At 61.0% G+C, this 15,287-nt stretch carries 20 protein-coding genes; 18 read left to right on the top strand and 2 right to left on the bottom strand.

Features of this window, described 5'->3' with window-relative positions; translation table 11 throughout:
* Window positions 1-7: 7 nt before the first annotated feature.
* The 11 genes from QNA11_RS03305 to QNA11_RS03255 are packed head-to-tail and all read left to right on the top strand — an operon-like array spanning window position 8 to window position 5,374.
* Window positions 8-541 carry a hypothetical protein gene (locus QNA11_RS03305; RefSeq protein ID WP_283481954.1) on the top strand — a complete coding sequence of 178 codons (534 nt, stop codon included), beginning with the start codon at window positions 8-10 and terminating at the stop codon, window positions 539-541.
* Complete coding sequence (locus QNA11_RS03300) at window positions 531-1,331, top strand: 4Fe4S-binding leucine-rich repeat protein (protein ID WP_283481953.1); 801 nt, start codon at window positions 531-533, stop codon at window positions 1,329-1,331. The genes QNA11_RS03305 and QNA11_RS03300 overlap by 11 nt, the downstream gene beginning before the upstream one ends.
* Entirely contained in the window at window positions 1,328-1,621 is a 294-nt protein-coding gene (locus QNA11_RS03295) for a nitrogen fixation protein NifZ (RefSeq protein WP_202073351.1), read from the top strand. The genes QNA11_RS03300 and QNA11_RS03295 overlap by 4 nt, the downstream gene beginning before the upstream one ends.
* Window positions 1,618-1,845, top strand: coding sequence for a nitrogen fixation protein NifZ (locus tag QNA11_RS03290; protein ID WP_202073352.1), 228 nt, complete (start codon window positions 1,618-1,620; stop codon window positions 1,843-1,845). Before QNA11_RS03295 ends, QNA11_RS03290 begins: the two co-directional genes overlap by 4 nt.
* 48 nt (window positions 1,846-1,893) lie before the next feature.
* A complete protein-coding gene (gene nifT, locus QNA11_RS03285; protein WP_281928057.1) occupies window positions 1,894-2,106 on the top strand; it encodes a putative nitrogen fixation protein NifT in 213 nt (70 codons plus the stop codon).
* Window position 2,107: 1 nt separating this feature from the next.
* The gene (locus QNA11_RS03280; protein WP_202073353.1) at window positions 2,108-2,380 is read left to right on the top strand and encodes a DUF6129 family protein; all 273 of its coding nucleotides are present in this window, start codon (window positions 2,108-2,110) and stop codon (window positions 2,378-2,380) included.
* On the top strand, window positions 2,377-3,528 hold the full coding sequence (locus QNA11_RS03275; protein ID WP_283481952.1) for a DegT/DnrJ/EryC1/StrS family aminotransferase: 1,152 nt from the start codon (window positions 2,377-2,379) through the stop codon (window positions 3,526-3,528). Before QNA11_RS03280 ends, QNA11_RS03275 begins: the two co-directional genes overlap by 4 nt.
* A gap of 39 nt (window positions 3,529-3,567) precedes the next feature.
* Window positions 3,568-3,873: a 2Fe-2S iron-sulfur cluster-binding protein gene (locus QNA11_RS03270; RefSeq protein ID WP_281928059.1), complete on the top strand. Its 306-nt coding sequence runs from the start codon at window positions 3,568-3,570 to the stop codon at window positions 3,871-3,873.
* 19 nt (window positions 3,874-3,892) lie between these two features.
* The gene (locus QNA11_RS03265) at window positions 3,893-4,105 is read left to right on the top strand and encodes a hypothetical protein (RefSeq protein WP_165049023.1); all 213 of its coding nucleotides are present in this window, start codon (window positions 3,893-3,895) and stop codon (window positions 4,103-4,105) included.
* Between the two features lie 37 nt (window positions 4,106-4,142).
* Window positions 4,143-5,027: an SIR2 family NAD-dependent protein deacylase gene (locus QNA11_RS03260; protein WP_283481951.1), complete on the top strand. Its 885-nt coding sequence runs from the start codon at window positions 4,143-4,145 to the stop codon at window positions 5,025-5,027.
* 14 nt (window positions 5,028-5,041) lie between these two features.
* Window positions 5,042-5,374, top strand: coding sequence for a (2Fe-2S) ferredoxin domain-containing protein (locus tag QNA11_RS03255; protein ID WP_281928063.1), 333 nt, complete (start codon window positions 5,042-5,044; stop codon window positions 5,372-5,374).
* A gap of 417 nt (window positions 5,375-5,791) precedes the next feature.
* Here QNA11_RS03255 and QNA11_RS03250 read toward each other — a convergent pair whose 3' ends face one another.
* Both QNA11_RS03250 and QNA11_RS03245 read right to left on the bottom strand, forming a co-directional pair.
* Complete coding sequence (locus QNA11_RS03250; protein WP_283481950.1) at window positions 5,792-6,211, bottom strand: group III truncated hemoglobin; 420 nt, start codon at window positions 6,209-6,211, stop codon at window positions 5,792-5,794.
* Window positions 6,212-6,228: 17 nt separating this feature from the next.
* Entirely contained in the window at window positions 6,229-6,666 is a 438-nt protein-coding gene (locus tag QNA11_RS03245; RefSeq protein ID WP_202073358.1) for a response regulator, read from the bottom strand.
* A 359-nt stretch (window positions 6,667-7,025) separates the two neighbouring features.
* Between QNA11_RS03245 and nifH the strand changes: the two genes are divergently transcribed.
* The 7 genes from nifH to QNA11_RS03210 all read left to right on the top strand — a co-directional run bounded on the left by nifH (window position 7,026) and on the right by QNA11_RS03210 (window position 15,274).
* Complete coding sequence (nifH, locus tag QNA11_RS03240) at window positions 7,026-7,907, top strand: nitrogenase iron protein (protein ID WP_202073359.1); 882 nt, start codon at window positions 7,026-7,028, stop codon at window positions 7,905-7,907.
* 63 nt (window positions 7,908-7,970) lie between these two features.
* Window positions 7,971-9,437, top strand: a complete 1,467-nt coding sequence (gene nifD, locus QNA11_RS03235) for a nitrogenase molybdenum-iron protein alpha chain (RefSeq protein ID WP_202073360.1) — start codon at window positions 7,971-7,973, stop codon at window positions 9,435-9,437.
* Between the two features lie 71 nt (window positions 9,438-9,508).
* Window positions 9,509-11,068 (top strand): nitrogenase molybdenum-iron protein subunit beta, encoded by a 1,560-nt coding sequence (gene nifK / locus QNA11_RS03230; protein WP_202073361.1) that lies wholly within the window; start codon window positions 9,509-9,511, stop codon window positions 11,066-11,068.
* Between the two features lie 247 nt (window positions 11,069-11,315).
* Window positions 11,316-12,983 (top strand): nitrogenase iron-molybdenum cofactor biosynthesis protein NifE, encoded by a 1,668-nt coding sequence (gene nifE, locus QNA11_RS03225; protein WP_283481949.1) that lies wholly within the window; start codon window positions 11,316-11,318, stop codon window positions 12,981-12,983.
* A gap of 9 nt (window positions 12,984-12,992) precedes the next feature.
* Entirely contained in the window at window positions 12,993-14,384 is a 1,392-nt protein-coding gene (gene nifN / locus QNA11_RS03220) for a nitrogenase iron-molybdenum cofactor biosynthesis protein NifN (protein ID WP_283481948.1), read from the top strand.
* A gap of 16 nt (window positions 14,385-14,400) precedes the next feature.
* Entirely contained in the window at window positions 14,401-14,811 is a 411-nt protein-coding gene (gene nifX / locus QNA11_RS03215) for a nitrogen fixation protein NifX (RefSeq protein WP_202073364.1), read from the top strand.
* A complete protein-coding gene (locus QNA11_RS03210) occupies window positions 14,804-15,274 on the top strand; it encodes a NifX-associated nitrogen fixation protein (protein WP_202073365.1) in 471 nt (156 codons plus the stop codon). The genes nifX and QNA11_RS03210 overlap by 8 nt, the downstream gene beginning before the upstream one ends.
* Window positions 15,275-15,287: the final 13 nt, after the last annotated feature.

Genomic DNA, 15,287 nt, shown 5'->3' with positions numbered 1-15,287 from the left:
GTGTGACATGACGCGTGACGCGGCAGTGCAAACAGGCGCAGCGGAGCAGGACTTTCTTGCTTCCATCGTCCTCGGAGAGGGGCTCCCGGAAGAGGTCGAACGCCTTTTGCACGCCGCGGCCTTGTCTTACGACCAGGATGACGTTGCGCATAAATATCTGATGGAGGCGCGCGCGCTCGCGCCGACCCATCCGGCCACGCTGATCGGCCTCTACCGCTTCTACTTCTACAAGGGCCGCCTCAGGGAGTGTCTCGGCGTCGCCGAATCCTGCCTGACGCGCGCAGCGATCGACAATTCGCTGCCGCTCGACTGGCAGCAAGTCACGGCGCAAGACGCCGCCTTCGGCGACTACGACGCCATCGCCCCGCGCTTCTTCATGTTCTCGCTGAAAGGCTACGCCTATCTCAGCATGCGCCTCGGCGATTTCGAGGAAAGCGCCGCGGCGATCGACAAGCTTCTGGAGCTCGACCCGGCGGACAAGATCGGCGCGAAAGTGCTGCTCGGCGTCCTCGAACGCAGAGGGCTGGAAGATGTCGACTGACGATATCGACGAAGCAATCGACTGGCAGGGAAACGCCGTCGATTGCGCGGACTGTGACCATCAAGATCGCCTGAACGCCGAGCGCTGCAAGCCGCTGCGCGCCTGCGTGCACGATCGCTACGCCCGGCGCATCGACCGTTTCTTCGACTGGAATCCCGATCTCGCGCGCAATTATCTCACCCACGGCTATTTCGAGGTGCGGGCCTGCGCGTCGAAGGCGGCGGAGATCTTTCTACTGCCCGCGATGCTCGACGATCCTGAGGAGGCCGTTCGCTGGAGCGCCGCGCGCCGCCTCCCCAACCGCTACATTCTGCGCCTGCGCAACGATCCGCACCGCGAGGTGCGCATCCGCATCGCGCTCCGCCTCGAGGGCACCGACCTGCTGCCGATGATCAACGACGAAGATTATGCGGTGCGACAGGCCGTCGCGAAAAAGCTGCCGCCGGACCTTCTCGTTCTGATGATCAATGATGAAGACGCGGGCGTTCGGCGAGTCATCGCAAGCCGCATCGCACAAGAGGCGCTCATGCGCCTGACGAGAGACCACGATCCGGTCGTGCGTCTCGAAGCCGCCAAACGCCTCGAAGCGGATGACCTCGAAACGCTGATCAAAGACGGCGATTGGCGCATTCGTTACGAAGTGGCGCAAAGAGCCGACGTCAACTTTATCGGCGCGCTGGTCGATGACGACGATCCGCTCGTGCGCGAATGCGCAAGGGATCGGCGCAAGGCGGCCGGATTGGAAACACCCCCCAATGTCATCATGACGCAGAAGCGGAGTGATCAATGACAAATATCAGCAGAGACAGCGATCACGTCGAGGTCGATGGCCCGCCCTATTTCGACTATGGCGACAAGGTGCGCGCGAAACGCACGATCCGTAACGACGGCACTTTCCCCGGAAAGGACATTGGCGAAGTTCTCGCGAAGAAGGGCGAGATTGGCTACATCGTCAATATCGGCACCTTTCTGCAGCAGTTCTACATCTATGGCGTAGAATTTGAATCTACCGGCAATCGCGTGGGTATGAAACGCAAAGAGCTGGAAATGGTCGAGATCGACAGAGAGGATGACCGATGAGCGCGAGATATGACTGGGGCCAGCGTGTGCGCGCCGCCACCGACCTCGTCAATGATGGCTCGTACCCCGATCGCGCCCTGGACGAGCTGCTGGTCAAGAATGGCGACTTGGGTGAGATCGTGAATATCGGAACCCATGTCGATACGGAGATGGTCATCTATCTCGTCGAATTTTCGCCGCAGCTCGTCATCGGTTGCCTGGAGGACGAAATCGAGCCTGCCTGAGCCAGCCTGATTAATCTCTTTGCAACCCGCCAACAAAAGAGGCGCAACGTGAAAGTCATGATCCGCAGAGACGCAGAAGGCAGCCTCTCGGCCTATGTTCCAAAGAAGGATCTCGAGGAACCGATCGTCGAAGTCGAGAGGCCCGAACTGTGGGGCGGCTCTGTCACGCTTGCGAATGGCTGGGTGCTCAAACTTCCGGAAATGGCGGCCGGCACCTCTCTCCCGATCACCGTCGAAGCGAAAAAGATCGGAGGAGAATAAGATGACTCTCGCCCCTGCGCAGGTTGCACAAATTGACGCGGCGCTCGTGAAGGCCAGCGCCGACTCGCAGACGCTCGCGTCCATTCGCCAGCTTGCGCCGGGGCTGATGGTCACGCGCTGCGACGCGCTCGACATGCGCGAGGAGACTCCCTTCCGCATCTACGAGAACTGCTCGCTCTATCTCGTCGACGGGCGCGATCACTGCTGGAAAATCACCCAGGATCCCGGCTGCGCGACGGGCATCGCCCTCGCCCCCAATGGAGGCGCCGCATGAAGACTACTCTTCTGCCGTTGAACGATCCGGATCTTGCGCAAACCGATCTCGAGGCGGTTCTCGGCGTTCTTCAATCCGCCCGCGTCTCGCAGGGCGGCGTCGTCGATCAATTCGAGGAAGAGTTCGCCCGCTACATCGGCCGCAAACATGCTGTCTGCGTTTCCAGCGGCACGATCGGCCTGCTGCTGATCCTGCGCGCGATCGGCGTCGGCGCCGGCGACGAGGTGATCGCTTCCTCCTACTCCTTCCGCGAGACCGCGCATGCGATCACGCTCTGCGGCGCCCGTCCGGTCTTCGCCGACATCGACTATTGGGCGGGCACGCTCGATCCGGAAAAGGCGCGCAAAGCGATCACGGAAAAGACCCGCGCCATTGTCGCCGGCAACACCAACGGCCATCCGGCTCCCTGGGGTCCGCTGCGTGAGATCGCGACCGCGCATAATCTCGCGCTGATCGAGGATTCGACCGAGGCGATCGGATCGATCTACCAAGGCAAGATTGTCGGTTCCTTCGGCGATTGTTCGTTGTTCGACTTCTCACAACCCGGCGGACTGATCTCCGGCGAAGGCGCGATGATCGTCACGGACAATGATGATACCGCCACCATGCTGCGCCGGCTGCGCAATCGCAAGATCGAGGAGCGCTCCTCGGTCGTGCTCGGCGCCTGGCCGCCCTTGCAGGCTGGTCTGTCGGACATTGCCGCCGCGCTCGGCCTCGCGCAACTGCGCCGCATCGAGCTTCTGCTGGCGCGCCGCAAGCGCGTCGAGCGCTACTTCCTCGAATATGTGCGTTCCTTCGAGGGCATCAAGGATCCCTATATTGCGCCCGAGGTCGATCAGGTTCACTGGTTCCTTTACGTCGTGCATCTCGGGACGCGCTTCTCGCGCTCCAGCCGCGATTCGATCATCGACGATTTGCGTCAGGAAAATGTCGAGGCGGCCGCCTTTTCGAGCCCGTTGCATCTGCAACGTCACTACTTCGATCTCGGCTATCGGCGCGGCGATTTGTTCGTGACCGAAAAAGTCGCGGACCGCGCCGTCGCCCTGCCCTTCCACGCCCACCTCTCCGAAGACCAGGTCGCTTTCATCGTGGGCACGATGAAGGACGCGTCGATCAATGTCGGCGCCGGAACCGCCATTTACCTTTAACGGCCTCAATGGGCCCCAACACGCAAGGAGCGTAACAATATGCCTACCGTGACTATTCTCCCTTCGGGCAAGACCGTTGAAGCCGCGACCGGCAGCCGTCTGCTCGACGCCATTCTCGCGGCAGGCGAACCGATCGTCAGCAAATGCGGCGGCGAAGCGAAATGCGGCGCGTGCCATCTCTTCGTGCAGGAAGGCAGGAAGAGCCTGTCGAAAACCACCCGCGCGGAAAATGAAAAGCTCGACTCCATTGTCGGCGTCGGTTCGAAGTCACGTCTCGCCTGTCAGGCCACGCTCGGCGCCGAAAATGTAACCGTGGAGTTGCTGGGCTTCGGCTCCGGCTTTTAGTCCGACAAAGGAGACAAAAATGACAGACACAGTCCTGATCCACGTCCGTTTCAACAATGACGGCAGCGTGCTCGAGATCCAGGATCGGCCGACGAGCCTCACGCCCGAGCAATGGTTCACGAAGCTCTCGGAGAAAGCCGCGAACAGCTTCCAGGCGCTCACCGGCGGTCGCGGCGTGTTCCGCGTTTCGTCCGACGACGTCACGGCGCTGAAGGCGGCTGTCCTGCAGTAAGGCTCAACGTCGATCGCTTGGCGAGAGGATTTGAAACATGCTCAGTGAAATCGTAACGGCCTTTCGTCGAGGCGACGTGATTCCTTATCTGGGGCCGGGCGTAACCGGCCTCCCCGGGGAGGCGGCGCCACCGTCGCTTCCCGAAATTCTCGTGCAGCAACTCGTCGCTGGCGCGACGGTGCCGCATAAAATCCGCAACAATCTCACGGCGGCTTCGCAATATATCGAGAATTTCAAACATCGCAAGACGCTGACCTGCCTGATGGCCAAGGCCTTTGCAGTCGAGTGTGAGCCGAGCGCCTTTCACAAATGGCTCGCGACGCAAGAGCAACTGCCGTTGATCGTGCACGCCTGGTACGACGATCTCGTCGTCAAATCCATGGCGGCGCGGAGCGATTGGGGGCTTGTGCAGGGCGTGACGCAAAGCGAACATTTCGGCGACTGGGTGAATTGGTTCCGCGCCGACCTCTCCGCCGTGCCGACGAAGGAATTCGTCCGCGACGGCTCCGGCGCCAAGGCCCCGGCGGAGGCGCCGGACGAGACGCTCAAATGGCGCACGCTCGTCTATGAACCGCTTGGCGCCGTGACGCCTGCGTCGAATTTCATCGTGTCCGACTCCGACTATGTCGAAGTGCTGACAGAGATCGACATCCAAACGCCGATCCCGGACTCGGTGCAGACCATCCGCAAGGGACGCAACTTCCTCTTCCTCGGTTGTCGCTTCACCAACCAGTTGGAGCGCAGCTTCGCGCGCCAGATCATGAAGCGCTCCTCGGACACGCATTGGGCTTTGATCGAGGGCGAGCTGACGCGCAACGAGGAGAAATTCCTGCGCGAGCAAAATATCCAGCGCATCGACGCCAAGCTTGCGGATTTTGCCGCCGAGCTGGCCCAATCCAATCTCGCCGCCGTCGCCGCTTGAGTGAAAGAGAGAGAATGATCGAGGATCTTCCGCAAGTCTTCAAATACCACGTCTTCACTTGCTTTCAGCAGCGCCCGCCGGGACATCCGCGCGGCAGTTGCATGACCTCCGGCGGAAAGCCCTTGTGGGACCGCCTGCAGGCAAAGCTCAATGTGCAGCCCAACCCCGATATTTCCGTGACGGCGACCGGTTGCCTCGGCTTTTGCCGCGCGGGCCCGCTGATGGTCGTTTACCCGGAGGGCGTTTGGTATACGCCGCGCACGGAAGCCGACATCGACGAAATCTTCCAATCGCATTTCACCGAGGGCAAGCCGGTCGAGCGGTTGATTATCGTGCCGCAGCTTTGAGATTGAGCGTCGCATAAGAAAAGAAGCCGCCGGCAAACCGGCGGCTTTTTTCATTGTCGTAGAGCCGTCATTGCGAGGAGCAGAGCGACGAAGCAATCCAGGACCGTTGTAGCTGCTCTGGATTGCTTCGCTTCGCTCGCAATGACGATGTAAGCGCTGGACCCCAACCCGGCACAGCGCGGACAAACTCAGAGCCGTCATCGCGAGGATCGGAGCGACGAGAGCAATCCAGAGCCGCTGTAGCTGCTCTGGATTGCTTCGCTTCGCTCGCAATGACGAGGTTACCGCTGGACCCGAAACCGACACGGCGCGGACAAATTCAGAACCGTCATTGCGAGGAGCGAAGCGACGAAGCAATCCAGGGCCGTCGTAGCTGCGCTGGATTGCTTCGCTCCGCTCGCAATGACGGAAATTCGCTTACACCGGATCCTTCGACGGGTTCCCCTCCGCATCCTTGAACGGAAACAACCCCGACTGGAAACATTGCGTCATATGTTCCGCCCGTGCGATCGCGGCCGAGGCCAGCTCCTCGGGCATCGTCTCTTTCGCAGCCTCGGTGAAAAGCGACAACCAGCGGGGAAAATGTTCGACTTCGATCGGCAGCTTCACATGAACGCCGAAGGGCGTGCCCTGATAGCGCGTCGTTCCCAGAAGCGCATGCGACCAGAAATTCGAGACGATCTCCAGATGCGGCTCCAGCTCGGGGATCGTCTTTTCGAAGACGGGACCAAGCAAGGGATCGGCGCCGCCTTTCTCGTAGAAGCGCGTGACGCAGGCGCGGATGGCCGCTTCCGCGCTGGCATTGTCCGCTTTGGCCTCCTCAACCGCCGTTTCCATTGTCGCCTCCTCGTCGCTCACCGCACATTGAGCACAGTCAGCGGAATTGTCACGCCGCCCGTGCCGCGGCCAAGCATCGCGTCCACCTTCTGACGAACAAACTCCACCTTGAGCGGCTTGGCGATGAAGCCATGGGCGCCGGCCGCGACGCATTCCTTACCGAATGCATTGTTGTTCGGCTCGACCACGATCAGAATTTTCGCCTGAGGCTGCTCCTGCCGAAATTTGCCCAGAAGCGCCAATCCCTCGGCCTGCGGCAAAGTTTCCGCGAGCAGAATGAGATCCGGCGGCTGCGTCTTACCCTTTTCGAAAGCGATCGCCGTGCTCGCCACTTCATGCGCCTCGAATTCGTCGTGCAACATGAACTGAAGCGCTGCGCGAAAGATCTCATTGTCGTCGACAATGAACACCCGCTTGTTCTCCAGCGCCTTCGACATTTCCACGCCGATCTGCATTTCCCTTACCTCGTACACGTTGCGATTGCCCGTTTTTCAAGCAAGCGACATGCCGAGGCGCTTGTGGGAAGCTGAGCTTTGGCGTTTGTCAGTTCGCTTGCGAACATCACTGTCGGCTTTGACACACGTGTCAGAGCGCCCTCCGAGCCGACCCTAACTCAAGCAAATCCAATATCTTAAGCATTTGTTACCGAGCTGGCACGCCCTTTGCGCAATAGACCTCGCAAGGCTTTTGGCTGCCGGTTCAAATAGTCAATTGGGAAACGCCGGTCGCCCGCGCCTCGTCGCAGAGTGAGTGAATTTCGGCATGCGTGTGGCGCGCGCCGATCATGATGTTAGGTCCAAACAAGGAGAATGCAATGTCGCTTCGACAGATCGCTTTCTACGGAAAGGGTGGCATCGGTAAGTCGACCACCTCTCAGAACACCCTCGCGGCGCTCGCCGAGATGGGCAAGAAGATCCTCATCGTTGGCTGCGACCCCAAGGCCGACTCGACCCGTCTGATCCTTCACGCCAAGGCGCAGGACACCATCCTGTCGCTCGCCGCTGAGGCCGGTTCGGTCGAGGACCTCGAGCTCGAAGACGTGATGAAGGTCGGCTACCAGGACATCCGCTGCGTCGAGTCCGGCGGTCCGGAGCCGGGCGTTGGCTGCGCGGGTCGCGGCGTTATCACCTCGATCAACTTCCTCGAAGAGAACGGCGCTTACGAAGGCGTCGACTACGTCTCCTATGACGTGCTCGGCGACGTGGTGTGCGGCGGCTTCGCGATGCCGATCCGTGAGAACAAGGCGCAGGAAATTTACATCGTCATGTCCGGCGAGATGATGGCCATGTATGCGGCCAACAACATCTCCAAGGGCATTTTGAAGTACGCCAACTCCGGCGGCGTGCGCCTGGGCGGGCTGGTCTGCAACGAGCGTCAGACGGACAAGGAGCTCGAGCTTGCCGAGTCCCTCGCCAAGAAGCTCGGCTCCAAGCTCATCTACTTCGTGCCGCGCGACAATATCGTTCAGCACGCCGAGCTGCGCCGCATGACGGTCATCGAGTATGCGCCCGAGTCCCAGCAGGCCGCCCATTACCGCAACCTCGCCCAGCGCGTGGACGGCAATGCGGGCAACGGCACGATCCCGACGCCCATCACCATGGACGAGCTCGAGGATCTGCTCATGGAGCACGGCATCATGAAGGCCGTCGACGAGTCCCAGGTCGGCAAGACCGCCGCGGAACTGTCGGTCGCCTAAATTTCGCCAACTGCCCGGCTCTTTCGAGAGCCGGGCCTACCATCCTCTAGAAAGGCCTCCGTCATGAGTGTGGCGCAAGCTGAATCCATCGAAGACATCAAGGCCCGCAATAAGGAACTCATTCAGGAAGTCCTGAAGGTTTATCCGGAAAAGACCGCCAAGCGTCGCGCCAAGCACCTCGGCACGTTCGAAGACGGTAAGCCGGATTGCGGCGTCAAGTCGAACATCAAATCCATTCCGGGCGTCATGACCATTCGTGGCTGCGCCTACGCCGGTTCGAAGGGCGTGGTGTGGGGTCCGATCAAGGACATGATCCACATTTCGCACGGCCCGGTCGGCTGCGGCCAATATTCCTGGGCGTCGCGCCGCAATTATTACATCGGCACGACCGGCATCGACACTTTCGGCACGATGCAGTTCACCTCCGACTTCCAGGAGAAGGACATCGTGTTCGGCGGCGACAAGAAGCTCGCCCAGATCATGGACGAAATTCAGGTCCTCTTCCCGCTGAACAAGGGCATCACCGTTCAGTCCGAATGCCCGATCGGCCTCATCGGCGACGATATCGAAGCCGTCTCGAAGGCCAAGTCGAAGGAATATGAAGGCAAGACGATCGTCCCGGTCCGCTGCGAAGGTTTCCGCGGCGTGTCGCAGTCGCTCGGCCACCATATCGCCAACGACGCGGTTCGCGATTGGGTGTTCGACAAGATGGACGGCAAGCCCGCTCGCTTCGAGGCTACGCCTTATGACGTCGCGATCATCGGCGACTACAACATCGGCGGCGACGCCTGGTCTTCGCGCATTCTGCTCGAAGAAATGGGCCTGCGCGTCGTTGCGCAGTGGTCCGGCGACGGCACCATCGCTGAGCTCGAAGCGACGCCGAAGGCGAAGCTGAATGTTCTGCACTGCTACCGTTCGATGAACTACATCTCCCGCCACATGGAAGAGAAATACGGTATTCCGTGGTGCGAGTACAACTTCTTTGGCCCGTCCAAGATCGAAGAGTCGCTGCGCAAGATCGCGTCGCACTTCGACGACAAGATCAAGGAAGGCGCGGAGCGCGTCATCGCGAAATATCGTCCGCTGATGGACGCCGTCATCGCGAAGTATCGTCCGCGCCTCGAAGGCAAGAAGGTCATGCTGTTCGTCGGCGGCCTGCGTCCGCGCCACGTCATCGGCGCTTACGAAGACCTCGGCATGGAAGTCGTGGGCACGGGCTATGAGTTCGGCCACAACGACGACTATCAGCGCACGTCCCACTATGTGAAAGACGGCACGCTGATCTACGACGACGTCACGGGCTTCGAGTTCGAGAAGTTCGTCGAGAAGATCCAGCCGGATCTCGTCGGCTCGGGCATCAAGGAGAAGTACGTCTTCCAGAAGATGGGCGTGCCCTTCCGTCAGATGCATAGCTGGGACTACTCGGGCCCCTACCACGGCTACGACGGCTTCGCGATCTTCGCGCGCGACATGGACATGGCGATCAACTCGCCGGTCTGGAAGATGGCCAAGGCTCCCTGGGCCGCCTGATCTCCGTAACAAAAAGGTCTCGCCTCTCCCCTGGGGGCGAGACCGGCTAGCGGAAACGAGAGGAACTCCGAATGCCACAGAATGCTGACAACGTTCTCGACCACTTTAATTTGTTCCGCCAGCCGGAATACAAGGAGATGTTCGAGAACAAGAAGAAGAACTTCGAAAACCCCGTGGCGGACGCCGAGCTCGAGCGCGTTCGCGAGTGGACCAAGACCGAAGAATATAAGGAAAAGAACTTCGCCCGCGAAGCGCTGACCGTCAATCCGGCCAAGGCCTGCCAGCCGCTCGGCGCGGTCTTCGCGGCCGTCGGCTTCGAGAGCACCCTGCCCTTCGTCCATGGCTCGCAGGGCTGCGTCGCCTACTATCGTTCGCACTTCTCGCGTCACTTCAAGGAGCCGACCTCCTGCGTCTCCTCCTCCATGACGGAAGACGCGGCGGTGTTCGGCGGCCTCAACAATATGATCGACGGCTTGGCGAACGCCTACAATATGTATAAGCCGAAGATGATCTCCGTCTCCACCACCTGCATGGCGGAAGTCATCGGCGACGACCTCAACGCCTTCATCAAGACCTCGAAGGAAAAGGGCTCGGTTCCGCAGGAGTTCGACGTTCCCTTCGCGCATACCCCGGCTTTCGTCGGCAGCCACATCACCGGCTACGACAATGTCATCAAGGGCGTGCTCGAGCATTTCTGGGACGGCAAGGCCGGCACGGCCCCGGCTCTGGAGCGCAAGCCGAACAACAGCATCAACTTCCTCGGCGGCTTCGACGGCTACACGGTCGGCAATATGCGCGAAGTGAAGCGCATCTTCGAGTCGATGGGCGTCGAATACACGCTGCTCGGCGACAACAGCGACGTGTGGGACACGCCGACCGACGGCGAATTCCGCATGTATGACGGCGGCACCAAGCTTGAGGACGTCGCCAACGCGCTGCACGCCAAGGCGACCATCTCGATGCAGGAGTTCTGCACCGAAAAGACCCTGCCCTATATCGCCACCAAGGGCCAGGAAGTCGTGGCTCTGAACCATCCGGTTGGCGTCGCCGCGACCGACAAATTCCTCATGGAGATCTCCCGTATCACGGGCAAGCCGATCTCCGCGGAGCTGACCAAGGAGCGCGGCCGTCTCGTCGACGCCATCGCCGACTCTTCCGCCCACATCCACGGCAAGAAGTTTGCGATCTACGGCGATCCGGACCTGTGCTACGGCCTCGCGGCCTTCCTGCTGGAGCTCGGCGGCGAGCCGGTTCACGTCCTCGCCACAAATGGCGGCAAGGCCTGGGCGGAGAAGGTGCAGGCGCTGTTCGACTCCTCGCCCTTCGGCAAGAACTGCCACGTGTATCCGAACAAGGATCTGTGGCACATGCGCTCGCTGCTCTTCACGGAGCCGGTCGACTTCCTCATCGGCAACACCTACGGCAAGTATCTCGACCGTGATACGGGCACGCCGCTCATCCGCATCGGCTTCCCGATCTTCGATCGCCACCACAAGCACCGTTATCCGGTGTGGGGCTATCAGGGCTCGATGAACGTCCTGGTGTGGATCCTCGACGCGATCTTCGAGGACATCGACCGCAACACCAATGTCGTGGCGAAGTCGGACTACTCCTTCGACATCATTCGCTAACAACACCGCGTCGCCGGGCCAATTGGCCCGGCGAATGCTTCTCTAAGCGTAAGTTCAGTTAGTTCGCTGTCACTCCCGCGCTCGGAAAGAGCGATCCGGCATCCAGAGCAAAGCTGGCGCGATTTTGGCTCTGGATTCCCGAACGATCATTCAGCGCCTCGGGGATGAGCAACCCACCCTGAAGCGTTCGAGCGGAACGGCATCAAGGCGCGACGAACGCGCGACGCAGTCAGCAGGAGGCATTTGAATGGCGAGTCTGTCGGAAAAAATCCAGGACGTCTTCAACGAGCCGGGCTGCGATAAAAACCAAGGCAAATCCGAGAAAGAGCGCAAAAAGGGCTGCACCAAGCAGCTCGCGCCCGGCGCCGCCGCCGGCGGCTGCGCCTTCGATGGCGCGAAGATCGCCCTGCAACCCATTACCGACGTCGCCCATCTGGTGCACGGCCCCATCGCCTGCGAAGGCAATAGCTGGGACAATCGCGGCGCCAAGACCTCCGGCTCCTCGCTCTATCGCACCGGCTTCACGACCGACATCGCCGAAAATGACGTCGTCTTCGGCGGCGAGAAACGGCTCTATCGGTCGATCAAGGAAATCATCGACAAATATGATCCTCCGGCGGTCTTCGTCTATCAGACCTGCGTGCCGGCGATGACCGGCGACGACATCGAAGCGGTGTGCAAGGCGGCTGCGGCGAAGTTCAACAAGCCGGTGATCCCGGTGATCTCGCCCGGTTTCGTCGGCCCGAAAAATTTGGGCAATAAGCTCGCGGGCGAGGCAATCCTCGACCATGTGATCGGCACGCAAGAGCCCGAATACACCACCCCCTACGACATCAACATCATTGGCGAATATAATCTTGCGGGCGAATTGTGGCAGGTGAAGCCGCTGCTCGACGAGCTGGGCATCCGCATTCTCGCCTGCATCTCGGGCGACGCGAAATATCACGAGGTCGCTTCGTCGCATCGCGCCCGCGCGGCGATGATGGTCTGCTCCAAGGCGATGATCAATGTCGCGCGCAAGATGGAGGAGCGCTACGACATTCCCTTCTTCGAGGGCTCCTTCTACGGCATCGGCGATATGAGCGACAGCTTGCGCGAGATCGCGCGGCTCTTGATCGAGCGCGGCGCGCCCGCGGAGCTGATGGATCGCACGGAAGCGGTCATCGCCCGTGAAGAGGCGAAGGCCTGGGCGCGCATCGCGCCTTATCGTAAACGCCTCGAGGGCAAGCGCGTGCTGCTCATCACCGGCGGCGTGAAGAGCTGGTCGGTTGTCGCGGCGTTGCAGGAAGCCGGTCTCGAACTCGTCGGCACAAGCGTCAAGAAGTCGACGAAGGAAGACAAGGAGCGCATCAAGGAGCTGATGGGCCAGGACGCCCATATGATCGACGACATGACGCCGCGCGAGATGTACAAAATGCTCCGCGAGGCGCGCGCCGAAATCATGCTCTCCGGCGGCCGCTCGCAGTTCATCGCGCTGAAGGCGAAAATGCCCTGGCTGGACATCAACCAGGAGCGCCATCACGCCTATGCCGGTTATGAGGGCATGGTCGAGCTCGTCCACGAGATCGACAAAGCGCTTTACAACCCGGTGTGGGAGCAGGTGCGTCGTCCGGCGCCTTGGGAAGAAAAGAGCTGGGAACAGCGCGCCGACGAAGCCATCGCCGCGGAAGCTGCGGCGCTCGCCGCCGATCCCGTCGCGGCGGAAGCCGCACGCCGTGACAAGCAGGTTTGCTCCTGCAATCTCATCTCGGTTGGCGCGATCGAAGACGCGATCCGTGACGGCGCCAATGACGTCGCCGCTGTCGGAAAAGCGACGGCCGCCGGGACAGGCTGCGGCGGTTGTCAGGAACGCATCGCCGAGATGCTCGAAGCAGCGTCCAGCGCGCAGGCGATCGCCGCGCCGCAAGCAGCGTGAGGTGCTGAAATGGCGCGCGTCACCGTCTCCAAGAAATCCTGCGCGGTCAATCCGCTGAAAATGAGCCAGCCGATCGGCGGCGCCCTCGCCTTCATGGGCGTCTCCGGCTGCATGCCCGTGCTGCACGGCTCGCAAGGCTGCACCTCCTTCGGCCTTGTGCTCTTCGTTCGCCACTTCAAGGAAGCGATCCCGCTGCAAACCACTGCGATGAATGAGGTCGCCACGGTTTTGGGCGGCCTGGAAAACATCGAACAAGCCATTCTTAATATCGTCAAACGCGCCAAGCCGCAGGTCATCGGCATCTGTTCGACCGGCGTGACGGAAACGAAGGGCGACGACGTCGACGGCTATCTGCAGTTGGTGCGCAAACGCCACCCGGAACTCGACGACATCGGAATGGTCTATGTCTCGACACCCGATTTCAAGGATGCGTTCCAGGACGGGTTCGGCAAGACCGTCACCAAGCTGATCGAAACCTTTGTGCCCGACGAAATCCCCTCGCGGCGTGCGCCGCAGCGCGTGAATGTGCTTGCCGGCTGCCATCTCACGCCCGGCGACATCGACGAACTGCGCGACATCATCGAAGCCTTTGGATTGGAGCCGACCTTCCTGCCGGATCTCTCCGGTTCGCTCGACGGGCATATTCCGGACGACTTCACGCCCACGACGCTGGGCGGCGTCACCAAGGAAGACATCGCTGCAATGGGCAGCGCGGCCTGGACGATCGCGGTGGGCGAGCAGATGCGCGCCGCCGCGGAATTGCTGCAAAAGCGCGCCGGCGTGCGCTACGAGCTGTTCGATCGGCTCACTGGCCTCGCGCCCAATGACGAACTCATCGGCCTGCTGTCACGGATCAGCGGTCGTCCTGTCCCGATCAAATTCAGGCGCCAAAGGGGTCAGCTTGTCGACGCCATGCTGGACGGGCACTTCCACTTCGGCGGAAAGCGCATCGCCATCGGCGCCGAGCCCGATCTTTTGTTCGCGATCAGCCAATGGCTGACGGAAATGGGCGCGGAAGTAACGGCGGCCGTGACGACGACGCATTCGCCGGTGCTCGAAAAGATCATGACCGAAGAGGTCCTGATCGGCGACCTCGAGGATTTGGAAAACCGCCTCGCCGGCTGCGATCTGATGATCACCCATTCGCACGGCCGCCAGGCGTCCGAACGCAGCGGCGTGCCGCTCTATCGCATGGGCCTGCCCATGTTCGATCGCATCGGCGCGGCGCATGAGCTGTCTGTCGGCTACCGCGGCACCCGCGATCTCATCTTCAAGCTCGGCAATTTGTTCATCGATCAGGTTCCCGAGCCCACCACCGAGACGTGGCGCGGAGAAAGCGCGGAACACGACGGCACGGCGCTTGCGTCGGAGAATGACATCGCGCCGATCAGCGCTCACTGACGACATAGGAGGCGTCATGAAAGTCGCATTCGCCACCCAAGACCTCGAAAGGGTCGACGCCCATTTCGGCTGGGCCAAGAACATCGCGATCTACGATCTCTCGCCCGACTCCTACACTTTCGTCGAGGCCGTCGCTTTTTCCGGCGACCTTCAGGAAGACGGCAACGAGGATAAGCTGCAGCCGAAGCTCGAAGCGATCAAGGATTGCGCGATCCTCTATGTGGCCGCGATCGGCGGCTCGGGCGCCGCGCGCGTCGTTGCATCGAACATTCACCCGATGAAGGTCAAAGAGCCCGAAAAGATCACCGATCTGATCGAGAAGCTCCAGGTCGTGCTGCGCGGAAATCCGCCCCCATGGCTGCGTAAGGTTTTGTCGAAGAGCGGCGACCGCAACTTCGATTTCGAGGAGGAGACCGAAAATGTCTGAAGCCGCCGCCGTAGAAGCCGCATCGAAGCCCGAGGACAGCATCTTCCTCAAGGAGCTGATCAAGGTCTGGCGCGCGCAGGACACGCATGGAACCTGGGAGAAGAAGACCGATCTCAGCCTCCTCGATCCCTATATCGTCACCAAGGAGCAGCGCAAGGAAATCCCGATCATCGGCGATCCGGACCCTGAGATGCTCTGGCGTCTCGAGCTGTTTTACAATGCTGTCGGCCTCGCCATCGAGCGCCGCACGGGCTGCATGGTGCAGCCGATGATGAAGATGAGCCATGAGGGCTTCGGCCGCATGATCCTGACCACCGGCCGTCTCATCGTCGTGAACAAGCAGTTGCGCGACGTGCACCGTTTCGGCTTCGAGTCGTTCGAGAAGCTTGCGTCGGAAGGCGAGAAGTTCGTCGACGCCGGCGTCGAGATGATCGAGAAATTCCCCGAAGTGGCCAAGTTCTGATCGGAGGCGCGGA

Origin of the sequence: Methylocystis sp. JR02, from assembly GCF_030063565.1 — a bacterium.
GTDB lineage: Bacteria > Pseudomonadota > Alphaproteobacteria > Rhizobiales > Beijerinckiaceae > Methylocystis > Methylocystis iwaonis.
The sequence above is the reverse complement of the archived record's forward strand: the minus strand, read 5'-3'. Positions and strand labels throughout refer to the sequence as shown.

Excerpts from the sequence above, each read along its gene's own strand:
- nifN (WP_283481948.1), top strand. The coding sequence starts at position 12,993 with ATGGCGCGCGTCACCGTCTCCAAGAAATCCTGCGCGGTCAATCCGCTG.
- QNA11_RS03290 (WP_202073352.1), top strand. The coding sequence starts at position 1,618 with ATGAGCGCGAGATATGACTGGGGCCAGCGTGTGCGCGCCGCCACCGAC.
- QNA11_RS03305 (WP_283481954.1), top strand. The coding sequence starts at position 8 with ATGACGCGTGACGCGGCAGTGCAAACAGGCGCAGCGGAGCAGGACTTT.
- QNA11_RS03255 (WP_281928063.1), top strand. The coding sequence starts at position 5,042 with ATGATCGAGGATCTTCCGCAAGTCTTCAAATACCACGTCTTCACTTGC.
- QNA11_RS03245 (WP_202073358.1), bottom strand. The coding sequence starts at position 6,666 with ATGCAGATCGGCGTGGAAATGTCGAAGGCGCTGGAGAACAAGCGGGTG.
- nifH (WP_202073359.1), top strand. The coding sequence starts at position 7,026 with ATGTCGCTTCGACAGATCGCTTTCTACGGAAAGGGTGGCATCGGTAAG.
- QNA11_RS03300 (WP_283481953.1), top strand. The coding sequence starts at position 531 with ATGTCGACTGACGATATCGACGAAGCAATCGACTGGCAGGGAAACGCC.
- QNA11_RS03275 (WP_283481952.1), top strand. The coding sequence starts at position 2,377 with ATGAAGACTACTCTTCTGCCGTTGAACGATCCGGATCTTGCGCAAACC.
- QNA11_RS03250 (WP_283481950.1), bottom strand. The coding sequence starts at position 6,211 with ATGGAAACGGCGGTTGAGGAGGCCAAAGCGGACAATGCCAGCGCGGAA.
- nifE (WP_283481949.1), top strand. The coding sequence starts at position 11,316 with ATGGCGAGTCTGTCGGAAAAAATCCAGGACGTCTTCAACGAGCCGGGC.
- nifD (WP_202073360.1), top strand. The coding sequence starts at position 7,971 with ATGAGTGTGGCGCAAGCTGAATCCATCGAAGACATCAAGGCCCGCAAT.
- QNA11_RS03270 (WP_281928059.1), top strand. The coding sequence starts at position 3,568 with ATGCCTACCGTGACTATTCTCCCTTCGGGCAAGACCGTTGAAGCCGCG.
- QNA11_RS03265 (WP_165049023.1), top strand. The coding sequence starts at position 3,893 with ATGACAGACACAGTCCTGATCCACGTCCGTTTCAACAATGACGGCAGC.
- QNA11_RS03210 (WP_202073365.1), top strand. The coding sequence starts at position 14,804 with ATGTCTGAAGCCGCCGCCGTAGAAGCCGCATCGAAGCCCGAGGACAGC.
- QNA11_RS03280 (WP_202073353.1), top strand. The coding sequence starts at position 2,108 with ATGACTCTCGCCCCTGCGCAGGTTGCACAAATTGACGCGGCGCTCGTG.
- nifK (WP_202073361.1), top strand. The coding sequence starts at position 9,509 with ATGCCACAGAATGCTGACAACGTTCTCGACCACTTTAATTTGTTCCGC.
- QNA11_RS03260 (WP_283481951.1), top strand. The coding sequence starts at position 4,143 with ATGCTCAGTGAAATCGTAACGGCCTTTCGTCGAGGCGACGTGATTCCT.
- QNA11_RS03295 (WP_202073351.1), top strand. The coding sequence starts at position 1,328 with ATGACAAATATCAGCAGAGACAGCGATCACGTCGAGGTCGATGGCCCG.
- nifX (WP_202073364.1), top strand. The coding sequence starts at position 14,401 with ATGAAAGTCGCATTCGCCACCCAAGACCTCGAAAGGGTCGACGCCCAT.